16 protein-coding genes are annotated in these 17,562 nt (G+C 44.5%); 10 read left to right on the top strand and 6 right to left on the bottom strand.

The window, feature by feature from the left end:
- Positions 1 to 8: 8 nt before the first annotated feature.
- A complete protein-coding gene (locus L3Q72_RS20660; protein ID WP_275132438.1) occupies positions 9 to 998 on the bottom strand; it encodes a zinc-binding dehydrogenase in 990 nt (329 codons plus the stop codon).
- A gap of 285 nt (positions 999 to 1,283) precedes the next feature.
- Between L3Q72_RS20660 and L3Q72_RS20655 the strand changes: the two genes are divergently transcribed.
- The gene (locus tag L3Q72_RS20655; protein ID WP_275132437.1) at positions 1,284 to 2,372 is read left to right on the top strand and encodes an alkene reductase; all 1,089 of its coding nucleotides are present in this window, start codon (positions 1,284 to 1,286) and stop codon (positions 2,370 to 2,372) included.
- Between the two features lie 245 nt (positions 2,373 to 2,617).
- Positions 2,618 to 3,964, top strand: a complete 1,347-nt coding sequence (locus L3Q72_RS20650) for a GGDEF domain-containing protein (RefSeq protein WP_275132436.1) — start codon at positions 2,618 to 2,620, stop codon at positions 3,962 to 3,964.
- 58 nt (positions 3,965 to 4,022) lie between these two features.
- On the opposite strand, the gene L3Q72_RS20645 is transcribed toward L3Q72_RS20650, so the two are convergent.
- The 3 genes from L3Q72_RS20645 to L3Q72_RS20635 form a co-directional block, all read right to left on the bottom strand.
- Positions 4,023 to 4,994: an alpha/beta fold hydrolase gene (locus L3Q72_RS20645; protein ID WP_275132435.1), complete on the bottom strand. Its 972-nt coding sequence runs from the start codon at positions 4,992 to 4,994 to the stop codon at positions 4,023 to 4,025.
- Between the two features lie 224 nt (positions 4,995 to 5,218).
- Positions 5,219 to 5,818 (bottom strand): short chain dehydrogenase, encoded by a 600-nt coding sequence (locus L3Q72_RS20640; RefSeq protein ID WP_275132434.1) that lies wholly within the window; start codon positions 5,816 to 5,818, stop codon positions 5,219 to 5,221.
- Between the two features lie 133 nt (positions 5,819 to 5,951).
- Entirely contained in the window at positions 5,952 to 6,860 is a 909-nt protein-coding gene (locus tag L3Q72_RS20635) for a LysR family transcriptional regulator (protein ID WP_275132433.1), read from the bottom strand.
- Positions 6,861 to 6,979: 119 nt separating this feature from the next.
- Between L3Q72_RS20635 and L3Q72_RS20630 the strand changes: the two genes are divergently transcribed.
- Positions 6,980 to 7,291, top strand: a complete 312-nt coding sequence (locus L3Q72_RS20630; protein ID WP_275132432.1) for a putative quinol monooxygenase — start codon at positions 6,980 to 6,982, stop codon at positions 7,289 to 7,291.
- The gene (locus L3Q72_RS20625; RefSeq protein WP_275132431.1) at positions 7,284 to 7,787 is read left to right on the top strand and encodes a nuclear transport factor 2 family protein; all 504 of its coding nucleotides are present in this window, start codon (positions 7,284 to 7,286) and stop codon (positions 7,785 to 7,787) included. The genes L3Q72_RS20630 and L3Q72_RS20625 overlap by 8 nt, the downstream gene beginning before the upstream one ends.
- 139 nt (positions 7,788 to 7,926) lie before the next feature.
- On the opposite strand, the gene L3Q72_RS20620 is transcribed toward L3Q72_RS20625, so the two are convergent.
- Complete coding sequence (locus L3Q72_RS20620) at positions 7,927 to 9,558, bottom strand: alpha-glucosidase (RefSeq protein ID WP_275132430.1); 1,632 nt, start codon at positions 9,556 to 9,558, stop codon at positions 7,927 to 7,929.
- Positions 9,559 to 9,766: 208 nt separating this feature from the next.
- Complete coding sequence (locus L3Q72_RS20615) at positions 9,767 to 10,681, bottom strand: LysR family transcriptional regulator (RefSeq protein WP_275132429.1); 915 nt, start codon at positions 10,679 to 10,681, stop codon at positions 9,767 to 9,769.
- A 272-nt stretch (positions 10,682 to 10,953) separates the two neighbouring features.
- On the opposite strand from L3Q72_RS20615, the gene L3Q72_RS20610 reads away from it, so the two are divergent.
- From L3Q72_RS20610 to L3Q72_RS20585, 6 genes are all read left to right on the top strand, one after another.
- Positions 10,954 to 12,225: an ABC transporter substrate-binding protein gene (locus L3Q72_RS20610; protein WP_275132428.1), complete on the top strand. Its 1,272-nt coding sequence runs from the start codon at positions 10,954 to 10,956 to the stop codon at positions 12,223 to 12,225.
- A 79-nt stretch (positions 12,226 to 12,304) separates the two neighbouring features.
- Positions 12,305 to 13,267, top strand: a complete 963-nt coding sequence (locus tag L3Q72_RS20605; RefSeq protein WP_275132427.1) for a sugar ABC transporter permease — start codon at positions 12,305 to 12,307, stop codon at positions 13,265 to 13,267.
- 2 nt (positions 13,268 to 13,269) lie between these two features.
- Positions 13,270 to 14,115, top strand: coding sequence for a carbohydrate ABC transporter permease (locus L3Q72_RS20600; protein WP_275132426.1), 846 nt, complete (start codon positions 13,270 to 13,272; stop codon positions 14,113 to 14,115).
- Between the two features lie 36 nt (positions 14,116 to 14,151).
- Positions 14,152 to 15,258: a sn-glycerol-3-phosphate ABC transporter ATP-binding protein UgpC gene (gene ugpC / locus L3Q72_RS20595; protein WP_275132425.1), complete on the top strand. Its 1,107-nt coding sequence runs from the start codon at positions 14,152 to 14,154 to the stop codon at positions 15,256 to 15,258.
- A gap of 200 nt (positions 15,259 to 15,458) precedes the next feature.
- Positions 15,459 to 16,940 carry a sucrose phosphorylase gene (gene gtfA / locus L3Q72_RS20590; protein ID WP_275132424.1) on the top strand — a complete coding sequence of 494 codons (1,482 nt, stop codon included), beginning with the start codon at positions 15,459 to 15,461 and terminating at the stop codon, positions 16,938 to 16,940.
- Between the two features lie 247 nt (positions 16,941 to 17,187).
- Positions 17,188 to 17,529 (top strand): winged helix-turn-helix domain-containing protein, encoded by a 342-nt coding sequence (locus L3Q72_RS20585; protein WP_275133765.1) that lies wholly within the window; start codon positions 17,188 to 17,190, stop codon positions 17,527 to 17,529.
- Positions 17,530 to 17,562: the final 33 nt, after the last annotated feature.

Genomic DNA, 17,562 nt, shown 5'->3' with positions numbered 1-17,562 from the left:
ATCCAACCTTAGTCAATAATTCTGGCAACCACTTTGCCTACAGTACGCTGATTTCTCATATCAATCAGTGCATCACCGATCTCTTCAAGAGAAATAACCTTAAGTTCAGGTACAACGACTTCGCAGCAAACCAGCAGCTTAGAGACTTCACTACCGGACTCAACCAGAGTTTTCCTTCCGGCTTCACCGTTAACATGACCGGACCCCAGACTTAGCTGATGAAAACTCAGGCCTTTAAGAAAGGCATTATCATACAAAGCAGGCTCAACGGTTTTCACCAGTTCAACCATCTCACCTTCGTATCCGAGTACCGATGCTGCAATCACATCGTTATCGCCACCCACGCATTCAAGCGCAACGTCCACACCCTGTTGCCCGGTGATCTCCATTACCCGCTCAGTAACATCTTCACTGCGGTAATCAATAACATGCGTTGCGCCCAGACTGCGTACAAAATCGTGATTCGCTGCAGAACAGCTGGCAATAATAGTCTGAACGCCAAAATGTCTGGCCATCTGAATGGCAAAGCTGCCAACACCACCGGAACCACCAGAGATAAAAATCGACTTACGTGTGCTGATATTTAGCTTATCGACTAAAGCGCGATACGCAGTCCACGCAGCACATGGAGTCGCTGCCGCAATATCTGTACTAATAGAAGGATGCGCAATCAGACTTCTGGAATCCTGTATCGCATACTCAGCGAAGCCACCATGCTCTCTGCGCATATCTCCGTGATACAGCACCATATCGCCCACATTCCAGTCAGTAACAGCATCACCTGTCGCAACAATCTCTCCGGATACATCAAGGCCGCCAACAAAATTGTCATCCATATCTGCGACCATGCCTTGCCAAAGATGTACTTTCGCATCCACAGGATTCAGGCCTACAGAGTGAACTTTGACCAAAACATCAAACGGACTCTGAATCTGAGGCTCCGGCAACTCAGTCAAAGTAAAGGTGTCTTGAGATTTCTGGTAAGTAACGGCTTTCATATCTTCCTCTGGAATGCATGCACAATAACGTATAAGAATAGTGAATTTTCACATCAATAAAAAATTATCATTTTTTATGTACATAATAATTTTTATTTATTAATGAATGGCAAAAGCCCTCTATTTTTGCAGTTTTTACAAAAATAATTTGTTTTTATTGCTATCAATACAAACTGGCTGGCTTGATATTATTTCGGCAACTCATTAATAAGGTAGATATGACCGCGGCGCAGAAAAAGGCCTGACTGATTACCCTACCTATTCAAAATAACCGGAGAAACAAAGATGTTGTTTGATTCCTTTAAATCAGGTGATTTTGCGGTTGAGAACCGTATCGCCATGGCACCCATGACACGTTCACGCACCAGCCAGCCTGGTGATGTGCCAAATGATATTATGGCAACCTATTACGAACAGAGAGCAACCGCAGGCTTAATCGTCACTGAAGGTGCTCCTATTTCAGCGGTAGGCCGTGGTTACTCTATGACTCCGGGTATTTACACCAAAGAGCATATCGAAGGCTGGAAAAAGGTAACCAAAGCCGTGCACGATAAAGGCAGTAAGATCTTTATCCAGCTATGGCACGTAGGCCGCCGCAGTCACTCATCGATATCTGGTGAGCAACCATTCGCGCCTTCTGCTATTAAAGTGCCGGATCAGGTTTTCGGCCCGCTTGAAGAAGGTGGCTTTGGCATGATTGAAACGGAAACACCGCGCGCGATGACACTTCAGGATATCGAAAACACGATTGCAGACTTTGTTCAGGCCGCCAGAAACGCGGTTGAAGCAGGCTTTGATGGCGTAGAGATCCACGCTGCGCACGGTTACCTGTTCGACACCTTTATGCGTTTAGAAAGTAACCAGCGTCAGGATCAATACGGCGGCAGTCAGGAAAACCGCATGCGCTTTATGCTTGAAACGCTGCAGGCAGTCTCTGATGAAATCGGCAGCGACAAAGTAGCGGTACGAGTTTCCCCACATGTAATAGAAGGCTTCGCGGAAGAAGATCCTGAAATTGTTGATGTGACCCTGAAAGCACTTGAAAAAATGGCACCAATGAATCTGGCGTACGTGCACTTCTCCGAGCGCATTTCACGCTATGTTGAAGTGCCGGAGTCATTCCGCAAACAGGTGAGAGAAGTGTACCCAAAACCGGTTATGATTGCCGGCAAGCTGACAGCAGAACTGGCAGAAGAGTGGCTGGAAAAAGGCTATTGTGATTTTGCAGCCTTTGGCACACCCTTTGTCACCAACCCTGATTTGGTAGAGCGCTTCAAAAAAGGCTGGCCGCTAGCAGAATTCGATGCGGATGCCCGTTTGACGCTTTACGGCGGAGATGAAAAAGGCTTTATCGACTACCCGGCTTACGCTTAATCCTCAGTGAGCCTCATCAATTTCTATGAGGCTCACGCTCCAAACTCCTTAATACAATTTAAGGAGAACGCTCGCGAGATTGTTGTTCAGCGCTCTCTGATTCGAAAAACGATGCAAATCCGCCATCAAGTCCTTTCATTCCCAATGCTCTGGGTTTTCTATTTTTATGATCTAATCAATATTGGGTAATTTAATTGAAAATTCGGTTATAATACGCGCGACGATTTGAATTTCACATAACAATAATGAACTCTACACAAGATGACAGCCCTGCTATGGCAGCCACAAGTGATACTACCTTTTCTCTGGACGAGAATACCGGTATCACAGTAATCCAAAAGGACAACTGGAAACATGTCGCGTTTCCCGGTGGTTTTAAAACCTCCTATGCCTTTATTGAGGATGCGATTTTACTGGTTCAGGGAGAAGGATACTCTGACCTCAAAGATGAAACCTACTCGGTGGCATTCGGGGATGCCATCCTTGATGCTCATCTGATTCCGGATAAAAAGTACATTATGATCCAGGACTGGACACGGTACAAAAACTCTTCTGCAGGCGCCCGCCAGTATTTTATCGATTCTGTCGTTAAGAATGACCAGCTCAAAGCCATTGTTTTCTGCAACATGACCTGGAAACAGGCAATGACCATCAAAATTGCAGGCAAGCTAAAAATTCTGGATCTGGATATTCATATCTGTAACTCCGTTCAGGATGCGGTTACCACAGCAATAGAGCTAAATGGTTCTGCGCAAACAAACAGAGAAGAGGAACCCTCTTCCGCTGTGAGAAAAGATCCGGAAATAAGCTCAAAAGAGGCTCAGCCTACCTCGGCTCATATACAGGATCTGATTGATTACCTTGATGCAATCGACTGGCAGACAGGCAAGCTGGTAAAGAAATATACCGTAACACCTGAGCATCCGATGTTGCCGGTTTTTGATGCCATTACCTTCATTAAGTCTCAGTTAGATAGAACATTTGAAGAGCGCAACCTGATTGAGCAGCAGCTTATTCATCACAGAGATAATCTTGAAGTACTGGTTCAGCAAAGAACTCAGGAGCTGGAGCTAAGCAAGCAGAAACTTGCGCAGCTTGCTATCCGGGATGAGCTTACCGGCCTGTATAACCGCCGACATTTTATGCAGATTCTGACAACGGAGTTTGAGCGTGCAAAACGTTACTGTTCCGATATGAGTATCATGATAATCGATGCAGACCACTTCAAATCCATCAATGATACCCATGGTCATATGGGCGGTGATGCAGCATTGATTCAGTTAGCTCAGATTATCCGGAAAACTTTTCGGGAGCTGGATACGCTATTTCGTATCGGTGGTGAAGAGTTTGCTGTGATTCTTCCACAAACCCGGATTGAGGAAGCACTGACAGTGGCTGAGCGTCTGAGATCCAATGTCTGGGAAACTGAAGCAGTTTTTGAGAAAAGACCAATCTCTCTATCCATTAGTATCGGCGTTGCCATGGTTACCCATGGAATATACAGCAAAGAAAACCTATTAAAAGTTACCGATGACGCTCTGTATCAGGCCAAACGAAATGGCCGAAACCGAATTGAGCGTCATAACATATAGCCTCCTCTTTATACGCAAAAAGCCCTGTCTCCAGGGCTTTATCTGCTTTAAGTAAGACTTAAAGATTCGCTTCGAAGTGCTTAGAAATAGCGTCTACTGCGTTTTTTACTGCTTCTGGCTGGTCGTAGAAATCAAACTGAGTTACTTCGTCTAACCATACTGCGCCTATGTTATCACCGGCATTGTCCAGATACATGTGAGCACCCGCCGGCAGAGCCATTGATTCAGAAGCAACCATCAGAGCAGGCTGAGCCAGTTTATCTGCACTTAGCTGAGCGTTGTAGTTCAGCCAACCGGCCCATGATGCAACGTTGAATTTGTTGTCGTACTCAGGGATAAGACCACGATCTGTTTCTGTGTAGTAAGGAGCGTTAAACATCAGAGCACCTTCGTTAGTTGTGCTTGCAGCTTCAAGGTAAACCGGCTCATCCGCATTTTTTGCTTGTTCCGCAGCTGCCAGCAGGCCTTTCACACTCTCTTCACCACCGTAGATAGCTGTTGCCATAGCAACATCATGCAGCCATGGTGCAACCACTGCCACAGCTTCTACTTTGTCATTACCTGCAACGGCATCCAGCATATAGCCTGCTGATGCACAGATACCAACACCTGCAATGCGGCTGCCATCAACCTGATCCAACTGCGCAACGGCATCAATCACAGCGCGGATATCTTCAATTTTGCGGCTTGGATCTTCAAGGTAGCGGACAGAACCTTCTGACTGACCCCAGCCACGGAAATCAAAAGTCAGGGTTGCATAACCTTTGTCTGCCAGAGCTTTTGCGTATACCGCCGGCATTTGCTCTTTTACCGTGGTCCAGGCACCGGTGATAATCACAACCGGTGGCTTCTCAACACCTTCAGGAAGGTAAAGGTTAGCGGCAAGTTTGCCTACTCGGGTATCTAGCTGAATTGATTGCATTGTCGTCTTCTCTGAAATTTGAGTTGTAGTCTGTTTTGCATCATCGCTGCTTGAGCATGCTGCAAGAGAAAGTGTTCCAAGCACTAACATAAGTAGTTTTTTAAACATGGGTGCGTCCTCTGGTTGATAATCTGTTTTGTCCGGCGTTTTCGCCGTTCGCTTAACTTGGGTATAGATTAGCAACGCACCGGAAATGAAGATTGAAGATTACTGCTTGGGTTTTTGTACTTTATTGCACCGGGGTTTGATGATTTCTTGCTATGCCGGATAAAAAAACACCCCGGATGCGATGCCGTATCCGGGGTGTTTTCTGGTAGAGAACTGAAGAAGGCTCAGAACTTAGCAGCGACCACAATGTCACCACTGGTGCTTTCTTCAATCAAGTCTACGTAATACTGCGCAACATCTGCAGCCGGCAAGCCCGGCTCAGGATCCATGCCCATTGCCACCATAGTCTCGGCCACCCAGCCAGGCGATACTGCGTTAATACGGATACGCTCAATCTCAGTAACAGACGCTTTTATTGCCGCCTCTACCGCTGCATTCACAGTAGTCAGAATACCGCTGCCAGCCATAGGGTACTGAGCCAGAACACCGGTAGAAAGAATAATCGCACCACCATCATTTACATACTGCTCACCAAAGCGGATTGTGTTGATCTGGCCCATCATCTTATTGTTAATGCCAAAGTCCCACTTAGCATCGTCAGCCTGAGCCCATGGAACAAATTCCGCCATACCGGCAGTACAAACGATAGCATCCACTTTGCCCACTTTAGCAAACAGCGCCTTCAGAGATTCCGGGTCTGAAATATCCACCTTGTTCTCCGGGTGGCGGAATGATGCCTCAACCACTTCCGCATTACCTTTCAGCAGCTCAGCGATAGCTGTACCAATTAAACCAGTCGCGCCAAGAATAAGTACCTTTTTCATTTCTTTCTCCGTTTGTTTCGAGTCAGGTACATTATTCACTCTGGCAATACTCTCGTGTAGAGGGGTAATAGTTGATTTACCTTCAACCTGAGGTTGAAAGTGCAACTAAAAGTTGAATCACGCCCAGCCAGAATCACGACATAACACAGGCAGAAAGCTCCTTCTTCAATTCCTCTATCAACACCTTAGCCACTCTGGAAAGTGCCCGGTTCGGATATACGGCATAAATCGCTTCTTCAGCCAGGAATGTTATCTCCGGCAGCAACTGAACCAGCTCTCCGTTTCTGATTTTATCGGCCACCATAAAGTTGGTCGGCACAAAATAACGGTTCCCCTTTGCCACACTTATGTTTAGCTGCTCAGCATCGTTAATACAGAGATTGGCATTGATATCGAAAGAGCGCAGATCGCCGGAGGTATCAAAATAGTTAAAGGCTTTATTTGTATGCCCCTTCCTGCCATAAACAATTGCCGGTAACGGCTTTATCTCCTCCAGTGTTTGGGGCATTCCGTGTTTACTAACAAACTCCGGGCTGGCTGCAATCAGGAAGTGCACATCCAGCAATTTCTGACCTATCAGGTCAACACTTTTTGGCTTCCATACCCGAATTGCCATATCAAACTTGTCTTTAATAATATCCACCTGCTGATCGTTCAGTTGCAGTTCGATATTAATATCCGGGTACTGGTCACACAGCCTTTCAATAATCGGAAAAAGGAACTTTCTTCCCAGATAAACGGCGCTGGTAATACGCAGTGTTCCGCTTAACTCATCTGACTGATCTTCTGCGATAGTGGAAACATTTCTTACCAGTTCATTTATCTGCCGGGCATTGTTATAAACCTGCTGGCCTGTTTCCGTTAAAGAGATCGCTCTGGTTGAACGGTTAAGTAGTGAAACCCTTAAATCAGACTCCAGCTTTTTTATCTGCCGTGTCACATAGGATACGTTGGTCTCCCTGACATCCGCAGCACCGGTAAAGCTTCCCTGGTCAACCACATCAGCAAATACCTGCAGTAACTTAGGATCGATTTTCTTCATCACTTCACGCTTATTGTTTCCAAAAAAGACAATTTCATTGTGTCATTTATTGCATTTTTCTTAAATAAAAACTTGCTTACAATCCCTGTTTTCAAGTTAACTCAGATGGAGAAAACACAATGATTATTGTCACTGTTGCGGGTAAGGTTAAACCAGAGTTTCGCGATACATTTCTGGAGCATATGGCAGAACTTGCTCATATCGTTCGTCAGGAAGAAGGCTGTATTAAATATCAGCAAAACATCACCGCTGAAGATCCGAACACTCTGTTTCTGTATGAAGAGTGGGAATCAACCGGGCACCTTCTTGCTCACCTGGAAACAGAACATATGCAGGAGCACTTTGCCCAGGCTCGCCCGTGGTTTGAGTGGGTTGATATGAAAACATCTGAAGCCACTGAATTTACATTAGGTACCGAGAACAATGGATAACTACTCCCCGACACTGGAATACACAACGCTGATGGAAGCATTCCGCAGCCATAAGTTTACCAAAAACGACATCAAGAGCTTTGTCCACAAAGTGTTCTCAATGTACGAAAGAGCCACATGCAACAACGTTCATCTGGATGCTGAAGCCTTCCATGACCTTGTTGCGGAAGATGTATACGTCGATTTCCCTGACTACAAAATCCGCTCACGAGAAGAATTTAAAGAGTGGCACAGATGGATTCATTCACTGCTGAACTCTGATGACCATGAAATTGAAAAAGTGAACGTTGAGTATCTGGCAAACGGTAAGTATCAGGCTCAGTTTTATGTCCGCTGGCGCGGTGATTTTAAAGATGGCCGCTTTACGGATCTGCGTGTAGAACAGCTCTGGATTATGCGTGAAGAAGCAGACAAAGAGCTGCCGGTTATCGAGCGCTACATTGTCGGCCTGGCCAACCCGATCCCGGCCAATACTGCTGGTACTGTTGAAGGTTAGTGCTTTCGCACCGTTTTAAATTGAACATGATCAGAAATAAAGGTGCATACTTATTCCAAATTTAAGTTTGGATTTTGTTTCCTCCTCAAAAAAGCTCACTACCAAGTTGTGATAGTGAGCCGTCTTATTACTGCAACCTTTAGAGTCTTACTGCAAATGACTCATAAGGTTTAAGTACTAGTTTGCTACCAAGTTTGCTGATTTCTTGATAGTTAGATATCAATGATTCTACCTGACGATTTGCCAGCCCTTCCGGAAGAACAACTGTTTGTGGCTCTATACCAAAGTTACTGACAACAAGTACCTTTTCTTCCTCCATTTCCCTGATATAAGCAAAAACATAGTCATGTTCTTTATATATAGGGATAAAGCGGCCTTCGGTTAATACAGGAAGTTTTTTACGATACTCAATCAATTTCTTGTAATGATAGAACACCGAGTTTTTGTCTTCCAAAGCTTGCACTGCATTAATCTCAGGGTAATTGCTGTTTAGCCCAATCCATGGCGTTCCTGTTGTAAACCCAGCGTTCTTTTCGGAACTCCAGTGCATTGGTGTACGGGCATTGTCACGACTGTTCTTGTAGATGGCCTGCATCATCTCATCATGAGGCATACCAGCAGTGGTTTTTACTTTGTAGAAGTTCAGCGTCTCAATATCTTTGTATTGATCCAAGGTCTCAAACTCAACATTTGTCATGCCAATTTCTTCACCCTGATAAACATAAGGAGTTCCCTTCAGGAAGTGCAGCGTGGTTGCCAGCATTTTTGCTGATTCAACCCGGAATTCCTTATCGTTACCAAATTTGGATACCGCTCGTGGCAGATCGTGATTATTCCAAAACAGAGAGTTCCAACCCTCGTTTTCCAGAGCTAGTTGCCACTTGGTTAGCACGTCTTTGAGCTTTTTAACATCCAAATCTACCGGCAACCACTTATCTCCATCCTTCCAGGTCTGGGTGATATGTTCGAATTGAAAAACCATGGAAAGTTCTTCACGGGAAGGGGATGAATAGAGCTTCGCCAGTTCCGGAGTTGCCCCCCAAGTCTCTCCCACTGTGACCAAATCCGTGGAACCAAACGTCGCTCTATTCATTTTTTGTAGCAAAGAATGAAGGTTCGGGCCGTTGTCTGTGATCCCTTTATCCACCTCTTTGCCAATTAAGTCGATTACATCCAGACGAAAACCACCAATACCTTTATCAATCCACCAGTTCATCATGGAAAAGACTTCTTCGTGCACATTGGGGTTTTCCCAGTTTAGATCTGGTTGACGCTTAGAGAACAGGTGATAAAAGTACTGACCGCTCTCCTCATCCCATTCCCAGGCACTTCCGCCAAATATAGATTGTTGGTCATCGGGTAATGAGCCATCAAGAGGTTCATCCCGCCAGATATAATAATCGCGATAATCATTACTCTGAGAGCTCTTAGCTTCAATAAACCAAGGGTGCTCATCAGAAGTATGGTTAACAACAAGATCCATTACGATGCGAATGTTTTTATCTGCCGCTTCCTTAATCAGTTGCTCCATATCCGCCATGGTGCCGAACTCCGGAGCAATATCCTGATAGTCAGAAATATCATAGCCATTGTCGTCCATTGGTGATTTATATACAGGAGAAAGCCAGATCACATCAACGCCCAGATCTGCTAAGTAATCCAGTTTAGAAATAATGCCCGGAATATCGCCAATTCCATCACCGTTAGAGTCGCAGAAGCTTCGGGGATAAATCTGATATACAACGGCGTTGTGCCACCAGTGCTTGTTCATAGTAAGTTCCGATCCAAATTGATTTTTTAAAACTATAGAGCAACTGATGTCAGATAAATAATGAATACAAGCCGAGAGTAATATAGATAAAATCTATAAAGGGGCTAAAAGGGTGATTTAAACACCTCTACCAGCCCTTTTCAGTGGGAGGCCTGGGTATAAATTTGTGATTGAATGCTCAAATATTATTCTTTCAACTAATCAAGAGTTACAGGTTCTCGTGGGCTGCTTTGGATATCTTCTCAACGACATCCTGCAAGTTTTTGTTTTCTGCTTTCTCTTTAAGCATATAGATACCGATAGTTGAGGGTGACATTGGCTCTCTCATCTGCAAGGGAACGATATCCAGTTTTTTAAAGAACGCCTTCATCGATTGAGGATAAGGAAAAATACCATCAGTTTCTGAAATCCAGTCGATAGCCACCATCAATGAATTGGTATAGTGCGAGGTATTTTCATCAAACAGAAACTGGCTGTGTATTCCTCCCATGTTTGTGGTTGTATCTAAGAGATATGTGAGCTTTTTGTCTGGGTGACCAATATTGATAATAGGAAATCTCTCCAGATCCGTATTTTCAACGAATTGTTGCGCTAAAGGATGGCCCTTTCGCACGTAGATGTTGTCTGGCTGCGTTATCATCGGTTTAAAGATAACTTGTCCTGTTCGGGTCAATCCTGCTAATTCATGGCCAATAAACAGGTCAATTTCGTCAGAAAGCAATTTATCCATTAGAATAACTTGGTTTCCAATTTCAGTGTGAATGTTAGCGTTCGGGTAATCCAGAGAGTATTGATGAACGGTATCTTTTAGAAAAAGAATCCACCATGCGTCACCACTGCCAACCCTAAGCTCTTTTTGATGATGCAAGTTCAAGTTGTCCAGGGTAGAGGTCATTGAATCCTGAATACGCTTCATAGCTCGCGCTTTTTCAAACACGATATCCCCGGCGTGGGTAAGCTGGATCCCTCTGGCTGTCCGCTCAAATAACTTTACTCCTAACGCTTGCTCATATTTTTTCATATTGTGGGTGAGCGTTGGCTGGCTGACACACAGCTTTTTTGAAGCGACGGTGATTGATAGGTTTGAGGCAATTTCAAGGAACTGCTCCATAAATTTATGCATACTCTAGCCTGTTTAATAGATAGATTATTTCTATATCAAAACCTAAAAACAGTTACATATCAATAAAGATTTGTTTGTGTGCCTCACTCACATATGACAAACCCCGAAAATTCGCTTCTGATACCAAAAATCGGCTCCTGATCACACTTATTAGCCAGTTATAGATAACATCTATATTTCTGGGGTGTGAAAAGCATTTCTAAATTACCCCCCATCTTTTTATTGTGTCACCAACTTTTTTGTACTTCCCACACACTATCAGGTGACACGAAATGAAAATGAATAAAGTACTACTGGCTCTGACGACTGTTTCTGCTTCGACTGCATTTCAGGCAAATGCAGATACTGTAAAGCTTGATTGCGAATACACTGGCACCAATGCTGAATATTGTCAGTACATTAAGGATCGCTTCGAGGCTGAAACAGAGCACACACTTAAGTTCGTGGAGCTTCCACCAGCGTCTGACGAAAAACTAGGCATCTTCCAGCAATCTTTCGCGGCAAAAAGCAGTGATGTAGTGGATCTTTTCCGGATTGATACAGTTTGGCCGGGTGTTCTAGGTCAACACCTTCTTGATCTGACAGAGCATTACGCTGATCGTAAAGACGAGTTCTTTGTTGGTGTTTGGGAAAACAACACGGTTAATGGCAAATTGTTAGCCGTTCCATCTAATGTTGACTCAGGTATGTTGTACTACCGCAAAGACCTACTAGAAAAATATGGCAAACCTGTACCTAAGACCTGGGCTGAGATGAAAGAAACAGCCACAGAAATTATGGCGAAAGAGCGTGTTGCAGGGAATAAAAACTTTTGGGGTTATGTTTTCCAGGGTAAAGCATACGAAGGTCTGAGCTGTGACGGTATCGAGTGGGTATCTTCATTCGGTGGCGGCACTATTGTTGATGCAGATGGCAACATTACTGTTAACAATGAAAAAGCAGCAGCAGCGCTTGATATGGCTGCATCATTCGTTGGCTCAATTTCGCCAAAAGGTGCGCTTGGTTACATGGAAGAAGAGTCGCGCGCGGTTTTCCAAAATGGTGATTCTCTGTTCATGCGTAACTGGCCATACGCTTACATCTTAGGTAATGGCGACGAGAGTCCGGTTAAAGGCAAGATTGGCATTGCGCCACTACCATCTTCAGACGCTAGCACGTCAGGCGCAGCAGCACTGGGCGGCTGGCAGTACGCTATCAACAAATACACTAAGAGTCCTGAAGCGGCAATGCAGTTGCTTGACATCATTCTTAGCCCTGAATCTCAGAAAAAACAGTTCATGGTAGGAGGGCAAAGCTCAGGCATGCTTGCGATGTATGACGACCCTGAAGTTCTTGCAAAAGCGCCTCACATGAAAGATCTAAAAGACATCTTTGTTGGTGCTGTCGCTCGTCCGTCAACACCTACCAAGCGTCAATATCCAAAAGTATCGAAAGCATTCTTTAACGCATCTTACGATGTTCTCTCAGGAAAAACAGATGGAACTAAAGCCGTTGTTGACCTTGAAAAACGTCTGAAGCGCATTAAAGGAAAAGGTTGGAAGTAATTAACACCTTCCACACTCCGGCTCGTAAGAGCCGGAGATAATTTGATATCAACGTTAATAATCAGTTGGGTGTATATATATGACAAATTCAGACATTTCGCTTTCTGCCGAAGGAAAGCAAACACCTCGGAAAAAAAAGGGGCTGCACCAGCAGCGGGTTAAAACTGCCTGGATTCTGATAGCGCCTACGCTGCTTCTCCTGTTTGGTGTAGCGGGTTGGCCTCTGCTAAAAACGTTCTACTACAGTTTTACTAATGCTGCATTAGATGCACCAGAGTTCTACGATTTTGTAGGATTCGACAATTATTTTACTACATTTGAGGGCGAGGCTTACGGGGTCTTAGCTGACGGCCTTTGGTGGCAAGCAGTTGGAAATACACTCTGGTTTACATGCTGGTCAGTGTCTTTCGAGTTGGTCATAGGTCTTCTATTCGCGCTCTTAATGAACCAAAAGTTTAAGGGGCAGGGTTTGATGCGCGCCGCTATCTTGGTGCCTTGGGCTATCCCGACTATCGTAACAGCAAAAATGTGGGGTTGGATGTTCCATGACCAATACGGTGTTGTTAACTACGTTCTTAACTTTTTCGGAATTATCGATACTAATCTGGCCTGGATCGCAGAGCCAAACTTATCGATGTGGGCTGTAGTTGTGGCCGATGTTTGGAAAACAGTGCCATTTATGGCGCTAATGCTTCTGGCTGCGCTACAGACTGTGCCGGGAGACTTGCACGAGGCTGCGCGCGTAGATGGCGCAACAGCCTGGCAACGCTTCTGGAAAATTACTCTACCTCTGATAATGCCAGCAATGGTCGTTGCGCTTATTTTCCGAATCATGGATGCGCTGCGAGTGTTTGACTTGATTTACGTACTGACCTCTAACAGTGAATCAACCATTTCGATTTCTGGTTACGCACGCGATCAAATCGTCGCTTACCAGGAAATGGGTTCAGGCTCGGCAGCATCTGTTCTGGTATTCATGCTTGTTGGGGGTATTGCGGTTTCATTCCTTTACGCTAGCCGTATGCATAAGTTGGAGGACTAATTATGAAGTTTACTCGTAAACAAAAACACAAGTTACATCAGGCAATGCTTTATGTTGCTTCCGCGTTTGTAACTATTTTCTGCGTGTATCCATTTTACAACGCAATCATTAGCTCACTAAAAACAGGTAATGAGCTGTTCCATGTTAGCTTTTTGCCAACGTCGTTTAATTGGGAAAACTACGTCACTGCGCTTGTATCAAACGGTGTGGCAAGAAGCTTGTTTAACTCAACGTTTGTTGCAGGTCTAACGGTAGGCGGGTGCCTGTTGGTAGCAATTATTGCCTCTTTTGCTCTTGCTCGAATTCGCTTTAAGGGTAAGCAAGGCATCATGTTAACCATCTTGTGTGTATCCATGTTCCCGCAAGTAGCCGTGCTAACGGGTATGTTTGAGCTGGTGCGTTTCTTCGGCCTTTATGATTCGCTGTTCGCTCTTATCGTCTCATACATGACGTTCTCGCTACCGTTCACAGTATGGGTACTGACTACATTTATGAAAAACATGCCACTGGAAATAGAAGAGGCTGCGATTGTTGACGGTGCCAGCACCTGGGTAATTATCTCTAAAGTGTTTGCGCCAATCATGGGGCCTGCACTGGTAACAACAGGTCTGCTTGCTTTTGTCGGTGCATGGAACGAATTCATGTTCGCAATTACCTTCATTATTTCACCAGAAAATCGCACGGTTCCGGTAGCCATCGGCATGATGCAAGGTGCATCTCAATATGAGCTGCCGTGGGGCGCAATTATGGCGGGTTCCGTCATCGTAACAGTGCCAATTATCGTTATGGTACTTATCTTCCAGAAACGAATCGTCAGTGGACTAACCAATGGTGCCGTAAAAGGCTAACACCGCTATTTGAGTAAAAAATTCGAGGAAAAAATCATGTCAGAACTTAGCCTTAACAATATCTGTAAAAGCTATAACAGCGATGCAACCATCATCCCTAACCTGGATCTGGATGTAAAAAGCGGCGAGTTTGTCGTTATCGTAGGCCCATCCGGTTGTGGTAAATCCACTTTGCTACGCATGATTGCAGGACTGGAAGACATTACTTCCGGTGATATGAAGATCGACGGCAATATTGTAAATGATGACACACCGTCAGAGCGCGGTATCGGTATGGTATTCCAGTCATACGCACTCTACCCACATATGGACGTTCGCCGGAATATGGGCTTCGCGCTGGAACTTGCAAAACTGCCTAAAGAAGAGATCAAACAGCGCGTAGACAGCGCAGCGAAAATACTTCAACTGGAACACCTGATGGACAGAAAGCCAAAGGACCTTTCTGGTGGTCAGCGTCAGCGAGTTGCAATTGGTCGTTCTATTGCCCGTGAGCCAAAGCTGTTCCTGTTTGATGAGCCGCTATCCAACCTGGATGCCAGTCTTCGTGTACAGATGCGTATGGAGATTGCCAATCTGCATAAGCGTCTGAAGTCGACCATTATTTATGTTACTCACGATCAGGTAGAAGCAATGACATTGGCTGACCGCATAGTGGTATTGAACAGAGGCAACGTTGAGCAGGTGGGGACACCTCTGGAGCTTTATGACCATCCGGAAAACCTGTTCGTGGCCCAATTTATTGGTTCACCAAAAATGAACACGGCTCCGGTTACCATTACCATGGTAGATAGTGACTCATGTACAGTTCAGACACGTTCCGGGGATTTTATAACACTTCCGGTTTCAGCTTCACACCATGATATTGGTAAGCCAGCGATTCTTGGCGTTCGTCCTGAACATCTGGATTTTACCGAGTCTAATAGTGAAAAAGCCGATGAAGTGATGTTCGTAGAGCAAATGGGTAATGAAACCTACCTCTACGTGGACAAGGGCTATGATGAGCCATGGGTTGTACGTATGGGAGAGCGTAACCTGACCAAAGCTGGTTGCAATATCGAGCTTAAGATGGATCCATCCTCCTGCTATCTGTTTGATGTGAGTGGTCGCGCCTATCAGCGTCTGGAAGTTAAGACCCAACATTAATACGTGCACATAAGGTCATCAGGGATGATGCCTCCTGGTGACCTTCTTATTCAAAGAAAACTACTACCCTTCATGCACTTTCTTTGTGCACTCATATGATTACCGAAGCGCACGAGCAGGCGCTTATGAGCTGCGTAATCTGCTGAATGAAATCAAAATTAACCTAAATAATAAATTAAATTCTAAGTGAGAGATAAATTATGAAAAATCAGGTTCAACTGATCACTTATGTTGATCGGTTAACAGCCGGTGGGATTGATGATCTTACCAACATGCTTAATAAGCCACTTGAGGACCTGTTTGCAGGTGTTCATATCCTTCCTTTTTTCTATCCTATTGATGGCAGCGATGCAGGGTTTGACCCAATTGATCATGCGCAGGTTGATGAAAGACTGGGAAGTTGGGATAGCTTAAAAGCGTTAGGCCATCAATCTGAAATTATGGCGGACCTTATTGTAAACCACGCTTCAGGACAGTCTCCGGAGTTTCTGGATGTGCTTAGTAAGGGAGAGGGTTCCGAATACTGGTCAATGTTCCTGAAAGAGCAAGATGTTTTTCCTGATGGGATAACAAAAGAGCAGGCGCAGCAAATCTATCGTCCGAGACCCGGCAGTTGTTTTAGTGAGAAACAGCTAGAGTCAGGAGAAAAGATCAATTTCTGGGCCACATTTACGGATAACCAGATTGATATCAATGTGGAATCTCCGGCAGGCAAAGCGTACTTAGAAAAGGTACTTAAGTTGTTTTCTGAAAATGGGGTGAAAATTATTCGTCTGGATGCAGCCGGCTATGCTATCAAAAGAGCGGGAACCAGCTGTTTTATGACAGATGAGGCGTTTGCTTTTATCAATCAGCTTTCTGAGCGCGCTAATGAACTTGGAATGGAAACCGTGGCAGAGATTCATAGTTATTATAAAACACAGATTGATGTCGCTAAGAAAGTAAACCGGGTTTACGACTTTGCTCTCCCGCCACTCATTCTGCATTCTCTGTTCACCAACAATGTGGATGCGTTGGTATCCTGGCTGAAGATCGCACCGAGAAACTGCTTAACCGTCTTAGATACCCATGATGGTATTGGGATCATTGATGCAGGCCCTCAAGGTGATAAACCAGGTCTTTTAAACGCTGATGAAATCGATAACCTGGTAGAGAGTATTCATGAAAACAGTCAAGGACAGAGCAGAAAGGCAACGGGAGCTGCTGCGAGCAACGTTGATTTGTATCAGGTTAACTGTACCTATTACGATGCTTTAGCCCGAAACGATCTGCACTATATTTTTGCTCGAGCTATTCAGTTTTTCAGCCCTGGTGTTCCGCAAGTTTACTATGGTGGATTATTTGCAATGCAAAATGATATGGATTTACTGGAACGAACCAATGTAGGTAGAGATATTAACCGGCCATATTTAACTCCTGAAATTGTTGCTGATCGGAAAGAGCTGCCTGTTGTAAAGGGGCTGTGTAAATTAATTGAAATCCGCAATAGCTCATCGGCATTTGATGGGAAGTTTTCCGTCAACTATATAGACAATCAATTGGTTCTGGCTTGGTTAAATGGTACTTCTGAAGCGGCGTTATATCTGAACTTAGAAAATCAAAGTGGTATTGTCGCTATCAAAGAGGGGATAGCTATACGTCACTACGATCTGGTGTCATTGGCCGCAGGAGAGGCGAAATAAAAGGCTTTCACACTATGAGCATGGTATTGCCGTGCTCATTTTCTCCCAATTTCTGTGCAAGAGCGGGGTTTCTAAGAAGCCGGCCATCTTTGAATTGTTATGCAAGATCATTAAAAAGCGTAGCTGAGAGCTGTCCATCATTAATACGGAATGCAACTTATTTTATACAAAGCTAAAGTAGTTGATCATGCAAAGCATGAAGCGTATAGTTAATCGCAATTCGACGATTAACTATACTGGTAATAATATGAGTTCATCCTGCTTAACTGGAGATTCTCGGGCTTTTGTTTCTACTAAGCATCAACTTGCACAGGAAACAGAATTTGCGATTCTGTCGAAAGCACTATCCCACCCTGCAAGAGTCAGAATCTTGAAGATTCTACTCACTATGGATAATATGGATGCGTGCTTAAACAGTGATTTAGTATCTGAACTAGGACTTGCACAGTCCACAGTTTCTGAACACTTGCGGATTTTGAAGCAGGCAGAGTTTATTACAGCAGACCCGATTCCACCTAGAATGTGCTACAGAGTTAATCGTAGAAAAATTGAGGCTTTTTCTGATTTGTTTTCAGCTATATACAACTGAGTAATAGTATGTGGAGCTTTGGCCCCAGTTTTA

Origin of the sequence: Vibrio sp. JC009 (genome assembly GCF_029016485.1) — a bacterium.
Classification (GTDB): Bacteria; Pseudomonadota; Gammaproteobacteria; order Enterobacterales; family Vibrionaceae; genus Vibrio.
This window is presented reverse-complemented; position numbering and strand designations above follow the sequence as displayed.